This is a genomic window from Brumimicrobium salinarum, assembly GCF_002844555.1.
Taxonomy (GTDB): domain Bacteria; phylum Bacteroidota; class Bacteroidia; order Flavobacteriales_D; family Crocinitomicaceae; genus Brumimicrobium; species Brumimicrobium salinarum.
The window spans coordinates 462,652-479,471 of sequence record NZ_PJNI01000001.1 but is presented as its reverse complement, the minus strand read 5'-3'; the positions used below and the strand labels follow the sequence as shown (position 1 = coordinate 479,471).

Annotated in this window: 8 protein-coding genes and 1 pseudogene; 4 read left to right on the top strand and 5 right to left on the bottom strand. The window is 35.1% G+C overall.

Annotated elements, in window-relative coordinates:
* Nucleotides 1–281 precede the first annotated feature (281 nt).
* Genes CW751_RS02120 through CW751_RS02105 form a run of 4 tightly spaced genes read right to left on the bottom strand, consistent with a single transcriptional unit; the run spans nt 282 to nt 11,091 of the window.
* A complete protein-coding gene (locus tag CW751_RS02120) occupies nt 282–728 on the bottom strand; it encodes a GNAT family N-acetyltransferase (RefSeq protein WP_101333301.1) in 447 nt (148 codons plus the stop codon).
* Between the two features lie 14 nt (nt 729–742).
* Nucleotides 743–8,200, bottom strand: coding sequence for a T9SS outer membrane translocon Sov/SprA (sov, locus tag CW751_RS02115; protein WP_165779191.1), 7,458 nt, complete (start codon nt 8,198–8,200; stop codon nt 743–745).
* 45 nt (nt 8,201–8,245) lie between these two features.
* Nucleotides 8,246–8,821, bottom strand: a complete 576-nt coding sequence (gene ruvA, locus CW751_RS02110; RefSeq protein WP_101333299.1) for a Holliday junction branch migration protein RuvA — start codon at nt 8,819–8,821, stop codon at nt 8,246–8,248.
* 2 nt (nt 8,822–8,823) lie between these two features.
* Entirely contained in the window at nt 8,824–11,091 is a 2,268-nt protein-coding gene (locus tag CW751_RS02105) for an NADP-dependent malic enzyme (RefSeq protein ID WP_101333298.1), read from the bottom strand.
* Between the two features lie 82 nt (nt 11,092–11,173).
* Between CW751_RS02105 and CW751_RS02100 the strand changes: the two are divergent.
* Nucleotides 11,174–11,871, top strand: a pseudogene (locus CW751_RS02100) (SIR2 family NAD-dependent protein deacylase).
* A gap of 38 nt (nt 11,872–11,909) precedes the next feature.
* Here CW751_RS02100 and CW751_RS02095 read toward each other — a convergent pair.
* Entirely contained in the window at nt 11,910–12,635 is a 726-nt protein-coding gene (locus CW751_RS02095) for a T9SS type A sorting domain-containing protein (protein ID WP_101333297.1), read from the bottom strand.
* A gap of 170 nt (nt 12,636–12,805) precedes the next feature.
* On the opposite strand from CW751_RS02095, the gene CW751_RS02090 reads away from it, so the two are divergent.
* The 3 genes from CW751_RS02090 to CW751_RS02080 all read left to right on the top strand — a co-directional run bounded on the left by CW751_RS02090 (nt 12,806) and on the right by CW751_RS02080 (nt 16,813).
* Nucleotides 12,806–14,422, top strand: coding sequence for a T9SS-dependent choice-of-anchor J family protein (locus tag CW751_RS02090; protein WP_101333296.1), 1,617 nt, complete (start codon nt 12,806–12,808; stop codon nt 14,420–14,422).
* 189 nt (nt 14,423–14,611) lie between these two features.
* Entirely contained in the window at nt 14,612–15,121 is a 510-nt protein-coding gene (locus CW751_RS02085; RefSeq protein ID WP_101333295.1) for a peroxiredoxin family protein, read from the top strand.
* Between the two features lie 36 nt (nt 15,122–15,157).
* Nucleotides 15,158–16,813, top strand: coding sequence for a DUF6029 family protein (locus tag CW751_RS02080; protein ID WP_101333294.1), 1,656 nt, complete (start codon nt 15,158–15,160; stop codon nt 16,811–16,813).
* Nucleotides 16,814–16,820 lie beyond the last annotated feature (7 nt).

The following is a 16,820-nucleotide window of genomic DNA, read 5'->3' as shown; positions in this document are numbered from 1 at the left end:
AACCTAACACTGCAAATATAAGAATAAAAAGAATTACAAAACAACTTACCTAGGTATTTAATCTTAAATAAATGTTAATTTTATATATATGCCTATCCGATACTTTATCTGAAATATATTTAAGACGTCAATCATGAGAATAAACGGTTAACTAACAATAAAGTTTACGATAAGCATTTTATTACTTTCCCTTTTCTATTTTCAAGTATTTTTCAGGATAAAATGATATACGAAAGAAGGAAAAACACTATCGATTTTACTTTAGAAAAATCAAATTTAGACTAATCAAAAAACAACCGTCCATTGATCCATTCACCATCTAAGGTTGCACCTATTTTCTTATAAAACTGAATCGCTGGTTCATTCCAATCTAAAACTTGCCAATCCATTCTTTTCACGTTTAAATTTTCTGCCTCTTCTATTAAACGATTAAATAGTTTTTGACCTATTCCTCCTCTTCTATATTTGGGTTGAATGTATAAATCTTCAAGGTACAAGGACCTTCCCCTCCAAGTTGAATAAGAAATATAATATAAGGCCATACCTCTAATTTCACCATCTTCTTCATAAACAAAGCAATCACATATTTGATCTTGAAAAAGGTCGATTGCCAGTTGTTCTGGGGTGTTTATTACCTCCTCTGGTGCATTTTCATATTCCGCTAATTCATGAATTAATTTCATGATTTGAATCTCATCATTCGGCTGAGCTTTCCTAATTGTTTTCATATTCTACGCTTAAATTAGAGTCCACCTAGGTTGAATCTTAAACGAATTCCAGAAGAAATGTTTCCTGTAACGTAAGACGTTTGAATTACAGGTGTGTTTAATTGTTGATCATAAAATAAGGAAACCGTTAAGTTTTTACCCACTAAATAATCTGCACTGGAACGAATAGAAAACACTTTTTGTCCTGCCGTTGCTTGTCTACTATTTTCAACAATTTTCCTGATAACCGTTAAGTTATCTCTAATGGATAGGTCAATACGAATCGTTAAATCAGATGGTTTAAGCTTGTTTCCTTGAAATGTCAATGGAAGTCTAAACTTCGTAAATTTATACCCTGTTCCTATCACGATTTCACTTCCTATCATTTCCGTTAATTGATTATTGGCCAATGAAAGTGATGCAGATCGTTCTTTACTAAATTCAAATTTCGTTAATAAGCCATTTCCACCAACTTTCCAAGTAGCATCAAAACCTATTAAAGGAGAGAAACGCTCTGAAATTGTAATATTTTGTACTTGTTGACGAGAAATAAAGTTATCATTGATATTCCGCGCGGTTAAATTTCCATCTGCATCGGTTTCTGCATTCAGGTTTGTTTGCATTCCACCAACCGTAACTGAAGACGTATACCCATGTCGCAACGTAAAGTTTTGAACGTATTTTTTGAAAAATTTAAACTTTGTTAGTCCATTATAAGAAATTTGCCAGTTTGGAAGTGGGATATTTCTCAACGGTGATATTGATTTTTCATTCGTGCTTTTTCCAGTATAAGTAGATAAAAATGCACCTATTATTACGTCTTGCTGACTTGGATCATATCCTTCATAATATCCAGCACTATCGGAAATACTATATGGATTTCCTTTTCCAAGTAAAGTTGAAACAGCTGCTCTATTTTCTCTAAACTTCTTAAAGGTTTCAGAACGATATTCGTCTTTCGGACTTAATTCTTCAAAAGCACTTCCAATCGAAATTGTTGAATAAGTTACTGTGGTTGTTTTAAATCTGCTTTGACTTTCAAATGCTTGTAAACTATCGGAGAATCGATAAAATTCTGAACTATTCTCTGTAAAGTTTCTATTCATCGTTAAATCAATTTTCAAATCTTTAAGCGGTTCTAAACTTGCCCTTAAGTTATAGTTTTGACCATGCATAACGGTGTGTTGAGTGTTAAGACCACTTGTATCAACAATAAACCCATTGCTTCCTAGATATGGTGCATATTCAAAACCATTCTCTCTTCCAAAGACATCTCTTTGCTGATTTCCTAATGCAAATCCTCTAATCTTACTGTTCGCAATAGTGTTGGAATTCATTCCAAAAAATGCAGCCTCTTCATTAAATCCTGGCATAAGAATTCCATCATTTTGACTGTAGGTTCCTGAAACAGTTCTTACGCTCATTAGTGCTCGCGCAAGGAACCCAGTAGCAGGATGGAATGTTTTACCGTATTTTTCTTGATACTTCTCTTCTCTTTCCTGCTTTTTAGCAATCCTTTCGTTTTGCCTTTCTAATCGTGGCGTTTTGTTTTCTAGCTTTCGCTCTACCTTGTTCAGATTTTTCTGATATTCTATGAGTTCTTCTGGTGAAAGGTCTTCGACATTAACTTTGTCTAACTCTTCTTTTTTCTTCTCCAATTCCTTTACTTTTTTAGCAAGTCGGCTATCGTTTTTTGGTGTTTTACCACTGTTTCCGCCACGTGAAGCTCGACCTCTGCCGCCTATACTTCTGCGCATTGAGGATCGTCCTCTTCCATCGTTAATGACTTTTTTAAGGAATTCTGACTTTCTATACAAAGTAAGCATATTCAATTGAGCTGTGGCATTTATCGTTCTACTATTTTGAATCGTATTACCAAAAGCTTCTTGCCCTAAATTAGGTCGTGTCCATTCGTAAGCTCCAGAATATCGAATATTTGAATTAATGAAGTCTAAGGCAGGAATTTTATTAAAAGGAATGTTGTATGAAATGTTATAATTTTGATCATAACGCATTGTTTTACCCAATGTTCTCAATTGATTTCTTACTGAATCTTGGAACTCACGGTAAAGTGACGGATTTTCATTTCTATCAACTTGTCCTTCTGGCTCATCTATAATTGCATTTGTATTGGATGCAAAATCAAATTTGAAATTTCTTGTTAAATCATATTTGAAATTAAACCTGCGGTTCCAAGTGAAATTCTTTAAATAAATGGGCTGGAACTCAAAACTGGTATTCGGTATATTGTTTTTTATTTGACGCTCATTATAATTTCTAATCAAATTATTTTTAACACTAATGTTTTTAGGCCCTAGATAAAGATTGGTAGACCGAATTAAGTCCCACCATTTTGATTTCCGCATAAAGCTTACGTTCTTAAAAGGCTCCCAAAGTGTTGGAGAACCATTATAAACATAATTTAACCCACCTTTCCATACTTTTGTTCGGTCGTAATTCGTTCTAAAATCCCTGTGTAAATCTTCGCTATAAGTAAAGTCTAAAGAAAAGTTACTAATATCGAAAATCGTTGCTTCTGCGCCAGGTTTTCTTTGTCTACGAACATTCGTGAAGTTAAAAGACCTTCTTTCGTTAAAATCTTGACCTTCTTTCATTCGTTTTCTGCGTTCATCAGCATCATAAGAAGAAAGTTCTATATCCGGGTTATAGGGATCAAAACGTGGATTAATCGTTCCAACTGAATAAGTATAGAGGAATGGAATATCTATCTTTGCACGCTCTCCAAGGAGTTGTCCAACTTGTACATTTGCTGAAACGTCTAAATTAAGTCGTGTATCTCTTTGTCGATCCGCAACACGACTATCTATACTACCCCAATTGAGTCCACTATATGCACCTGCCACCTGAATGTTTGCAAAATCTGCAATTTTTAACTGTGCCTGCGCTAAAGCTGCTGATCCTCCTTCGTTTTGGAATTCTGTTAAACGTAATTCATTAACCCAAACCTCAACACATTTGGCTAAACCATCATCGGGTTTCCAAGGATGATCTGATGTTTGTTTTGGATTTCGGATACCAATCATAATGGTTTTAACGTCCGTTAAGTTTGGATTCCCCTTAATTTTAATTAATCGCTTTGGGTGATTCACATTATTATTGTCGGATGTTCCTGGTTGATGATCAGTCGGTTTCGAATATTCTATATTATAAGCTGCTCCAGAACCCGGTTGTTCTAATGCCTTATTTCTTTCTTTTTTTAGGTTAATTAGTTCATCAAAAACAATCCTTAAATTATTTTCTTCAGGCCATATTTCTAAATCACTTGTTGCTCCCCATGGTGTGACTTTTAAAGGAACTTCGTATTCATAATAATTCTCTCTAAAATCAGTTCCAAGTCGCACAAAAACACTGACATCATTATCAGCTAATGGCTGTGTTGGTTCTATTTCTTCTGCATGGAGGAACATTTCTAAGTTTTTATACATGATCATGTCCATCCCTACATTCTTGGTTGCTGCTCTTGCATCTCCGTCTTTCAAATCACAAACCTCAATAGTCATGGCTTGTTCGTTTAATTGTCTTTGATAGGTTTGAGATGGGTCAACTTCTCTAATAATTCCTGGAGGAATCACGTATTTAATGGGCTTTCTTTGATCATGTTCTTCTACATTTACAGCTCCAATATCGAAAGAGGTAAGATCTGGATCAGTTTGCACACCATCACCAGGTGCTTCTAAGCTTTCTCTAAATTTTCTCCATTCACTTCTTACAAGTTCTAATTTTGCAAAACGCAATGTTGTCTTCTCTTCAAATGATTTTAAAAACATTCGCATAAAACGAATTGACCTAAAATCTGAAATACCATTTACCGCTTTTTGAGGACTACGAATAGGAATTCTGAATTGATACCATTTGTAGTTTTTGCTTCCTTCACTATATTCCCTTGTGTTTATAATATAATTTTTTCCTACCTGCATATCACTCTTTTCAAGTGAAACACGATATTGATAATAACTTTCTGTCTCACTCAAATTATTATCGCGGTTTACATCCTCCATATCAGGCGTGTTGGTAGCCTGTGTATTATAGCCTTCAGCATTTAATTCAGCGGACATTTCTGGAGTTGGAGAGTTTCCTTCGTGGCCGTTCCAGTATTTATATCGATCCCTAATTCCAAGCTTCTGTTGGTCGTATAAGTCATCACGATAATAGTTGTAATTATCATTAGAAACATCTTCTATTAATTTATCTTTTACTGCTTGTGAAAGCGTTGGATTGTTTTGAACCCAACTGACATAATTCTCGAAATTTTGCTTTTCTTTATCATCATCATATCCATCTAATCCAACATCCTGAGCTGCTCTTGTTTCTGGGTCATTATCAAAAGCATTTACTACGACTTGCTCTGTTGAAACCCGAGCCCAATTGGTCTGATCTATATTGTCGGTGTTCGAGTAATCTCTGGGAAGACCATTTTCAAAACTTTTCCTTGAGTCTGGCAACACATCTTCAGAAAGGTTTCCTAAGTTAAAATATAGCTCACCTCCTGTATGATTTGAATTCGGATCTTGTGCTTCCTGATCATCGTTAAATGGGTCTAACATCCAAAATTGGATATACTCAACATTAGTCTCCTCAAAATTGGTAGTGGTCAAGGAACGCATAATTCCCGCCCACCTATCCTGTGGATTAATAAACTCACCATCTGAATTTACAGTGTTTGTAGTGTCATAATTGTACATTCCTCTTTCTTGAGGATAATACGTCATATCTAAAGTGGGTAAATTAGTTATTTCACCAAATGCCGGGTCATTATTAGGAAATAACTGTTGCTTATTTACATAAGAAACATTCATGTTTTCCTTGATGGTTGGATCTTCAGCAATATGTTGTGGCGTAGTGGCTGTTGTTGTATGAAAAGTGGAATAATCAATGACGTACCACGATAGATGCGAACGATTAAATCCTGCTGCCAAGTTATTTTTCAAGGAAGCTTCTGGAAATAAATCTGTTTGTCCTTGAGGAATAGATGCCAATTTCCATGATGTAAAATTCTTTAAATCAACAGTCGATTGACTTCCTTCAAAATCGTCTACGTAAGAAATACCTTCTTTTGAAATAGCGCGTGGCGTACCAGGAATTAAATGTGCTCCTTCAGCATTTAATGTTAAAGTAGACATTTGCTTTGTTGAAATCGTTGGGATTAAGTTAATTAACTTTGTTAAGAAGGGAATATCTGTTCGGTATGAAAGATCCATTCCAACAATATTGTTTTTAAAAGGCTCGTCTCCAATATCTACCTTTTGGGTAATAGGTTTCTCTGTCATACGCATCCAAGTAGCCCCAATATTAAAGTCTGGATTCACCATATAATTCAAATGCGTACCAATCAAAGATTTATTTTGAAATCCAAATACAGAATTACTTTCAATTGAAATTTTTATATCAGCATTGGATTCTAAAACAGCACTATTGAGAATTTTTACACGGCCTAAATTATAATCTACTGTAAAGTCTGAACCTTCTTGAAGGCGAATTCCTCCTGCTGTTACTACAACTGAACCTTCTGGAACATTTAAAGCATTTAACGGAATTTCATCACTAACTGAAGATTCATATTTTCCAACAAAGTAAAACCTATTCTTTTTCGGAACTTGTTGGGCGGCTATCTTTGTAGAATCATACAACTCGCTAAAAGCAACATTATTTGCAATTTGTGGCGTGTTATCTTTTAACACTTCTTCCCGTACTGTTTCTCCAAAAGGCTCAATGGTACTGAAATAAATCCTACCGTTTCGCGTGTTTATTGTTCCTCCATTTGTTGCCCTATTCCCGTCAAATGTAATCGGCATAAAATCAAAAACACCATCTTTTTGTGCACGATTATTTTGATTGAGGCGATCCATTCCTACTACATCAATTACTTGACGATCGTCTAAACCAGGATAAGGCAAGAAATTGACCATTAAACTGTTGTTGGGATTGTTGTAAAGTATATCCAGTCTAAATCCTTCTTGACTTACTTGGTAAGCACCAATTGAGTACACGTTTTTCATCATTAAATCCCATAGTTTATTCTTGGGATTAACGATTGTTGGTTTTAGTAATTTTAAAAACAATGCATCTGTTCCAACAATTCCATCTGTTGAAAATTCTCCTACTTGATATGTTCTACCTGAATAGGTATATTCATAAGCAACAGCCAAAACCTCATCATTGTTGAGCGGTAAATTAACGGAAATAAAACCAAGTTGAGCGTTATAGGTAAACTCTTGTTCCGTTAACTTTCTTGCATTTTCAATTTTTTCATAATCATCAGATTGTTGGAAAGGACCAGGCTCGGTTAATTCTGATTGAAGTGTAGTTACTGCATTATTAAAACCTCTTATGGAAGGGTTATTCTTAGCATAGTTATATAATCCATTTGACGTGTTTTTAGGCAATTCGTTGGAAGATGGACTCCCAGGATTACCCGACCAATTGTCTGGATTTGACTCCCCTAAATCCGTAAAAGCCAGAATATTTCTTGTATCTTCTACTTTATTGGTTTCGTTTGTTACCCAAACTTCAATCCTTGTAATATTAACCAGTGAGCTCACAACAGGAACCGTTTCCATGGCTTCATTATAATGTTCACGATGATAATAATTCAAGAAATAGTGACGATTAGCTTCATATTCATCAGCTTTTAATTTGAAATCTTGTACTTGTGCTCCTCCTTGAATATTAATTTCTTGTTTTTGACCTTGAGAGGTAGAAGCAATTGCATCGATGGTTAAGCGACCAAACTTTAATTTCGTTTTTACACCAAAAAGCGTTTGAGAACCTTCAATTAAAGATGTTTCTAATGGCATTGCAACGTTACCAGCTTCAATTTTTTGTAAAATTTGATCTTCGTTTCCTGTCCATTCCAATTTGGTTTGGTTGTCAAAACTAAATGCGGCCTCCGTGTTGTATGAGGCACCTAACTTCAATTTATCACCAATTTGTCCAACTAAGTTCAATTGAATTTGTTGTTGAAAATCAAAACGCGTTATTCTTCGATCTCTTTCTGGAATGTTTGGGTTGTCATATCGTGCTGAATTGACACCTAAAGAAAGTTCAACGCTACCTTCCGGGCGAATTTCTATTTCATCTGATCCAAAAATATTAGCAAAACCTGGAGAGTCAATTTTAATGGGTGGAATTAGCCCTTGTTCTTCAGCTGTTTGAGCGTCTATTTTTTCTTTCCAATAATCTTTCATGTTTTGTTGACGCTCATACTCAATGTATTCGTCTAAGGTCATCATGGAACCTTTTCGATAATCAGAATCACCAATTTTTTCCTTAAATATATATTTTCCTGTTTTCGGATCATAAACAATTGTTTTTTCAACACTAGAAGGGTCTCCAATGTCAAAACTTTGTTTATCGTTGCTTGTAGGATCGTAAGGATTTTTAATTGGATATTTTAATTCCGTAGAATCAGGATTGTTTTGTCCATGTACTAGCGAAATAACTACACAAAAAATCAAGGTTAGTAACCCTTTCACAAAATTAATATTTAAAAAATGTACTTTCACGGCAGTGTTTTCCGATTATAAAACTTTCAATGCATCTCGAATTAAAAGTTCTACTGTATCTTGTTCTTTTATTACTTTCTTTAATGCTTTTTCTGCTGATTTCTTATCAAATCCAAGAGAAACCAATGCAGTTAACGCATCAAATCGAAGCGTATTGTTTTGAGTAGCAACATTCTCATCAGAAACTTCGAATTTTAACATTTTATCCTTTAAATCAACGATTATTCTTTGTGCGGTCTTGTTGCCTATTCCTTTCACTCCTTTGATGGTTGCTACATCTTCTGAGGTTATTGCATTTGCTATTTCCGATGGCGTTAATCCTGAAAGCATTAGAATACCCGTATTTGGTCCTATTCCAGAAACAGACACCAATAAGTTAAACATTTCACGTTCTTCGATATCTTTAAATCCATATAAGATTTGTGCATCTTCACGCACCACAAATTGCGTAAAAATCTTGATGGATTCTTCATCCGAAATAGCTGAAAACGTGTTTAACGAAATCCGAACATCATAACCTATCCCTCCACATTCAACAATAATATGGGTAGGTGTTTTTTCAATTAATCTTCCGTTAAGGTATGTTATCATATTTATTTATTTTGAGCATCAACAACCGCAACCTTTACCATGTTCACGATTTCTCTAACCGAAGCACCCAATTGCAATACATGTACTGATTTACGCAAACCAACTAAAACAGGACCAATAGCCTCTGCTTCTGTCATTTCTTGTAATAATTTATACGCTATATTTCCTGCTGATAAATTCGGGAATATGAATGTATTTACTTTTTTATTGGTTAATTCTGAAAATGCAAACTTCTCATTCATTAACTCATTGTTTAATGCAAAGTTTGCTTGTACTTCACCATCCACTCTTAATGTAGGATATTTATCGTGTATGATTTCAACAGCTTTTGCCATTTTCTTGGCATCCTTCCCTTCTGCTGATCCAAAGTTTGAATAAGATAACAATGCAATATTAGGATTCACTTTGAACTTACGGATGGTTTTTGCGATATGATGCGTCATGTCTGCAATTTCTTCTGCCGTAGGATCAAAATTAACAGTAGTGTCGGCCATAAAGATTGGACCTCGCTTCGTAATGAGAATATACATTCCAGCCACTCTGTCTACATCCTTCTGCGTACCAATCACTTGTAATGCAGGTCTAAGCACATCGCTATACTTTCTTGTTGCACCAGAAATCATTGCGTCAGCATCACCAGATTGAACCATCATTGCACCAAAATAATTTCTTTCTCGCATTATTTTAGAAGCTTCATAAGCGGTAAAACCTTTCCGTTGTCTCAGCTCGAAAAATGCTTCTGCATATCTTTCCAATCTATCTTTTTCTCCGATATCCTTCGGATCAACTACTTCTACATCTGGGAAGTCCATATTGTATTCCTCAATCATGTGAAGCACTTTTTCTTTTCTTCCCAACAGAATTGGAGTAGCAACACCTTCCTCCATTGCAGTTTGTGCAGCTTTTAGGATTTTGTAATTATCCGCCTCAGCAAAAACAACACGTTTTGGATTACGTTCCGCTTTATCTGTAATTGTTCTTACTAATTTATTATCAATTCCTAAACGTTTTTTTAACTCGGCATCGTAAGCATCCCAATCTTCGATTGGTGTTCGTGCAACACCTGAGTCCATTGCGGCTTTTGCTACGGCAGGCGCTACATAATAGATCAAGCGAGGATCAAGTGGCTTTGGAATAAACTGGTCGCGACCAAAAGTTATACTTCGCTCTCCATACGCTTCACTAACCTCATCGGGAACTGTTTCTTTCGCAAGATTAGCAATGGCATAAACAGCTGCCAATTTCATTTCTTCATTTATAGATTTAGCACGTACATCTAAAGCTCCTCTAAAAATAAAAGGAAAGCCAAGTACATTATTGACTTGATTGGGATGATCTGATCGGCCTGTTGCCATGATTACATCTTTCCGAACCGACATTGCATCATCATAAGCTATTTCAGGTTCTGGATTAGCTAAAGCGAAAACAATTGGGTTGTCTGCCATCGATTTTACCATCTGCTTAGAAACCACACCTCCCCTTGATAATCCTATTAGTACATCTGCACCTTTTAATTCTGTTGCAAGATCTGACGTATTTTCGTGGTGCTCAGCAAAAAAGGCCTTATTTCCACTCAGGTTTTCTCTATCTTTACTCAACAATCCTTTACTGTCAAACATGAAAATATTTTCCATTTTGGCACCCAAAGAATTATAAAGCTTTGCACAACTCATTGCCGATGCTCCTGCACCAGAAACAACGATTTTCACCTCTTCAATTTTTTTATCTGCTAATTCTAAAGCATTAATCAACCCTGCCGAAGATATAATTGCAGTTCCATGTTGATCGTCGTGCATTACTGGAATATCGAGTTCCTCTTTTAATCGATCTTCGATTTCAAATGCTTCTGGAGCTTTAATGTCTTCTAAATTAATCCCTCCAAAAGTTGGTGCAATGGCTTTTACTGTTTGAATAAAAGTCTCTGGATCGTTGGCATCTACTTCAATATCAAAAACATCAATATCCGCAAAAATCTTAAATAATAATCCTTTTCCTTCCATAACAGGTTTTGATGCTGCTGGACCAATATCTCCCAATCCTAAGACAGCAGTACCATTTGAGATAACTGCGACTAAATTAGATTTAGCAGTATATTTATAAACATCATCAGGGTTTTCCGCTATTTTCAAACAAGGTTCTGCAACTCCTGGTGAATAAGCTAAGGATAAATCACGTTGCGAACTGTAAGGTTTTGTAGGAATAACCTCAATTTTTCCTGGTTTTCCCTGTGAATGATAGTCTAATGCATCTTGTTTTTTTATCTTAGCCATACTATTAAGTTTTTGTAAATCTTATGCAAGAGGGCAAATTTAACAAAAACCAACACATCAAAAGAAATAATATCTGCAAAGTATGAGAAAAGAGAAAATAATTGTTTTTTCAGGAGCTGGAGTTAGTGCTGAGTCTGGTCTTGGAACATTTAGAGATAGTGGAGGTTTATGGGAAAAGTATAAAATTGAAGACGTGGCAACTCCAGAAGCTTGGAATAAAGACGCAGAAAAAGTGACAGCCTTTTACAACATGCGAAGAAAACAATGTTTTGAGGCACAACCAAACCCTGCTCATCATGCTATCGCTGCATTAGAAAAGAAATATGATGTTGAGGTGATTACCCAAAATGTTGACGACTTACATGAGCGCGCTGGAAGTAGCAAAGTGATACACCTACATGGCGAGTTGAGCAAAGTAAAAAGCTCAGGTCCATCCGCCGAAAAAGCCTTTTATGAGCAATCTCATTGGGAGGTAAAGATGGGAGATCTATGTCCTGATGGATATCAACTTAGACCACATGTTGTTTGGTTTGGTGAGGCAGTTCCAATGTTAGAGGAAGCTGTAAAAAAATTGTTTCAGCAGATATTGTTATTGTTGTAGGAACCTCTTTAAATGTTTATCCTGCAGCGGGTATCATTGATTATGCACCCAAAAACGCAAGGTTTTATTTGGTAGATCCCAACGAGGTAAATGTTCCACAAAGTTTCAACGTTATTAAAAAGACTGCTTCTGAAGGGCTTGTTGATTTAGTAAAAAGTTTAAACAAAGAAAAACCCTGATCGTATTGACCAGGGTTGTAATAAATTCTTTTTTGCTTCTATTGCTTAATTAATCTTTGTACAGCGCTTTTTTCACCATCCTTGTGGAGAATATTAACAAAATACACTCCTTTCTTAAGCGAACTAATATTGATTTGATTATTAGCATTCATAATTTTTGTGCGTTTAACTTCTTTACCCAACGCATCTAGGAATACTATTTCACCTCCTTTTTTAAATGCCTCACCTTTAAGGGTAACAACATCTTGTGCTGGATTGGGAAAAATATTGAAAGCTAGTTTTTCTTGTTTTAACGTTGAAAGCGTAGAGGTGAAAAATACAGTTACAGAATCAATTTTGTTTTTATTCCCATCAAGTACGTAGTATTTGATCTTTGCATTCCCATCAGACATTCCGAAGGTCATTTGAGGTTTTATTTCTAGAGAATCTCCAGGTTGAATTGTTTTCTCAAAAGAGTCATCTATAATCCAATATGGATCATTTCCTGTTGAGAAGCATTGTGTTTCATCACATAATTGTATCTGTAAACTTGAGTTAGATTTACTTAAAATAGATCTAGAATAAAAAAAGTTAGTGGTGTTTCCGGTATTGACAACATAAAACTTTTTAAATATAAAACCAACGCCGTCTCCATCTCCGACAACATAAGCGGTATCGCTTGCATAATTTATATTGTCATCTGCTCCATTAATTTCTACACTGCTTTGACTCAAAGACCATGTTGTAAATAAAAGGATTGCACTAATTGTGTATAATATCTTCATATATTTTGATTTTAGACCAAATATAAGAGATTTAGTTCTAGTAGTCAAAAATCTTGTATTGTAATATCAATGATTGTGATAAATAGCATTCCAACATTACGTAGATTTAAATAATTTGGTTGTATATTAAATCTCTACTTTTACAAAAATTAATTTAAAACTATACAATTATGAATAAATTATTACTTGGGGCTTCGCTCTTATTTGCAACAGGGCTTAGTGCACAAACTTATTTTGAAGATGATTTTTCTAGTCCTCTTTCAAATAATTGGACACTTATCGATGGGGATGAAGACAACAACAATTGGTTAAGACCACAAACACAGCAAGGCGCTACGGTTGAAATGGCTACATCCAAATCATATGATAATGCCAATGGCACTCCATTGACACCAGATAACTGGATGATTTCCGAAGTTATTGATTTATCCAGTGCGGTTGGAGTTACAATGCTATCATGGATTGCAAGAGCACAAGATCAAAGTTTTCCTGATGAAAAGTACTCTGTGTATGTTGGAACTGCAAGTGATACTACTTCATTTATTGCGAATGGAGCTAATTTTACGGATGTAGTGGGTTATACCGGTGATGATTGGTCGGCAGAAAGTATAGACGTTTCTGGGTTCAATGGTCAAACGATTTATGTTGCATTTCGTCACCATGATGTAACAGATCAATTTTGGTTAAACATTGACGATGTTAAAGTAGCTAAAGTTCCTGATAATGACTTGTCATTAAACGGTTTAAGTTTAGATAAAACAATAATTGGTGATAGAACAGTAACCGTTGAAGTTAAAAACACAGGAGTGAATACCGTAAATTCTTTTGATGTATCTTTGGATTTTGACGGAGATGTTTATACAGAGAATGTTACTGGTTTAAATTTAAATTTTGGTGATGTTCACTCCCTAAACATCAATATTACTGGTGTAACTGCTGGTGTAAAAACAATTTCAGCGGAATTAACCACTTCTGATGATGTGGCAACTAATAACAGCATTTCTGGATCGTTAGAAATTCTTAACCCCATCCCACAATACATTGCAACAGATTCTGAAGGTAACTCTTTTAATCTTCATGATCGCTTATCGAATGGCCAAGCTATTGTTCTTGATTTTATGGCTTCTTGGTGTAATCCTTGTTTACAGTCTACCCCAGCACTTTCTGAATTTATTGAGAACAATGGTTCTGGGCAAGGTGACGTAGAAGCATTAGCAATAACGGTTGAACAAACAGATGATGCAAGTGTACTAAATGGTTTAAATTGGAACGGTGGTTTTTATGAATATCCTAAGTTTCCTTATTCAGCCACAAATGTACAGCATTATTCTCATTATGCTTCTAATCATGAATTGAATGCAGGAGGTTCTATTCCTTTCTTTCTATTAATATGTCCGGATGTACAAAATCCAGAATTGAGTACAATTGTAAAGTCTGATGAAGGATATAGCAACGGAATGTTTAACGCATACCAAACAGCTTTAGATCAATGTCCAACAGCAACAATGGATGTAGTTGAAATGACAGCACAAGAAGTAGATTTTAAAGCATATCCAAATCCAGCAAACAATGTAGTAAATATTGATTTTGAATTGAATACTCAAGAAGAGACTACTATTTCTATCATCAATACTGTTGGTCAAACTGTAGTTGTAAATAACTTAGGAAGTGTTACAGGTGTACAGTCGATTCAACTTAATGTTGCTGATTTAGAAGCAGGAATGTATATTGTTAAAGTTAAAACTTCTAATGGAGAACAAACAAAAAGAATCTCTGTAGCGAAGTAGTTTTCTTGAAAAATTACATATAATAAACTTGAAAGAGGAACGAAATTTCGTTCCTCTTTCTTTTTTTGGATTCCAAGAGTAGGGTCTTGATTTTAACTTTATTTGTAAGTTTAATCTATATATTTGAAATCTATACAGAATTCGGCACGAAGTATGCCTAGGCAATGCAGAACAATAAAAAAATAAATTATGAATAAATTATCACTGATATTAACTACCACTTTTATGACTTTGTTCTTAATTACAAATGCTCAAGAAGGTGTTTTTGAAAAAGGAATCCCTGATATGCAATTAAAAGATACAGAAGGTAAAACTATTCAAACAGGTGAGTTAGAAAATGATGGGAAACCAATGATTATTTCTTTTTGGGCAACTTGGTGTACACCCTGTAAAAAGGAATTAAACGCTATTCACGATATGTATATCGATTGGCAAGATGAAACAGGTGTTCGGTTAGTAGCAGTATCAGTAGATGACCAAAGAACTGCAAGTCGTGTTGTTCCTTATGTTGATTCAAAAGCTTGGGAGTATGAAATCCTATTAGATCCTAATGGAGATTTTAAACGTGCAATGGGTGTAAACAATGTGCCACATACATTTTTGGTAGATGGTAACGGTAAAATTGTTTACTCGCATAATAACTATGCTCCTGGGGATGAATATGAATTGTACGATGAAATCCTTAAACTAAAGGAATAATAAAGCAATCTGAATATTGACGGTTTAATTGTGCGTATGAAAACTTTACAACTTCTTATTGCTGTTTTTTGCTCAACTATTGTTGGTAATCTAATAGCTCAAGGTTCTATTTCGGGAAATATGGAAACGAATTATCAATATTTACTTTCCGATGAAAAAATTAATGCTATTCAACCTGATGAAAAATCTTTACTGAACTCTTATATTAATGTTAATTACCGAATGGCAGGATTTAAAGCGGGGGTCCGACTAGAAGCTTATCTTCCAAGAACACTTGGCTATCCTGATCGTTTTGATGGTGCTGGTTTAGGGTATCGGTATGTAGGATACGAAAACGATTTGATAGATGTTACCGTAGGTAATTTTTATGAACAATTTGGATCAGGATTAATTTTTAGGTCCTATGAAGATCGTGCTCTAGGCGTAGATAACATGATGAACGGTATAAGTTTAAATTTACGTCCGTACAAAGGAGTTACCATTAAAACAGTTTATGGGAGGCAACGTTTTTCATTTACCAATGGGAAAAACCAATACAGTCCTGGGATTGTTAGAGGAGCAGATTTAGAGGTAAACTTTAACCAATGGTTTCCTGGTCTTTCCGATAATAATATACGAATCACCGGTGGTGGATCTTTGGTCTCAAAATATCAAGAGGATAATAATTCGCAATTTATATTGCCAGAAAACACTGGAGCTTATGGCGGAAGATTAGAATTAGCATATAAGAAATTCTTTATCAATGGTGAATACATCATTAAAGAACAAGACCCTTCTCAAGACAACGGATATATTTATAATTACGGTAAAGGTATGATTGTAAATGCTGGATATTCTCAAAAAGGACTTGGAATTGTTCTGTCTGCCAAATCTATTGACAATATGAGTTTTAGAAGTGATAGAAACGCTGCTTTGCAAGATTTAACTATCGGTTTTATACCTCCATTAACAAAGACTCATACTTACAACTTAGCGGCAACATTGTATCCTTATGCCTCACAACCCAATGGCGAAGTTGCTTTTCAAGCTGATGTAATTTACAAAATAAAAAGAGGAACTGCACTTGGAGGTAAATATGGAACAGATGTTTCACTGAATTTTTCAACTGCTTATGAACCCTTGAAGAGAACTTCAGGAATTGACCCCATGGATTCCTCAAGGGTAACTTACGAATCAACACTTTTTGATAAAAGTGATTTATTGTATTGGCAGGATATCAATGTGAGTATCAAAAGAAAGTTAAATAGAAAGTGGACTGTTGAAGGAAGCTATTACAACATATCGATGAATAACGATGTGCTGAAGCTTACAAGTGAACAAGGTATTATTCAATCTCATATTGGAGTTTTGGATGTGGAATATAAAATTAATAGAAAACATACCGTGAGGGCAGAACTACAAGGATTATGGACGGTTGATAACAAAGATAGAGGGGCTTGGGCAACTGCATTAATTGAGTACACGATATCTCCTGACTGGTTCTTTAGCGCAATTTTACAATCCAATTACGGAAATCCAGTAAAAGAAGACCGCATCAATTATCCGATGATTTTTGTTGGAAAAATTTGGGGAGCTACACGTCTTCAAGTTGGTTACGGTAGACAAAAAGAGGGGTTGTTTTGTGTTGGAGGAATATGTAGATTTGTTCCTGCATCAAATGGGTTAAGCGTAACCTTTACACATAGTTTTTAAAAGAAAA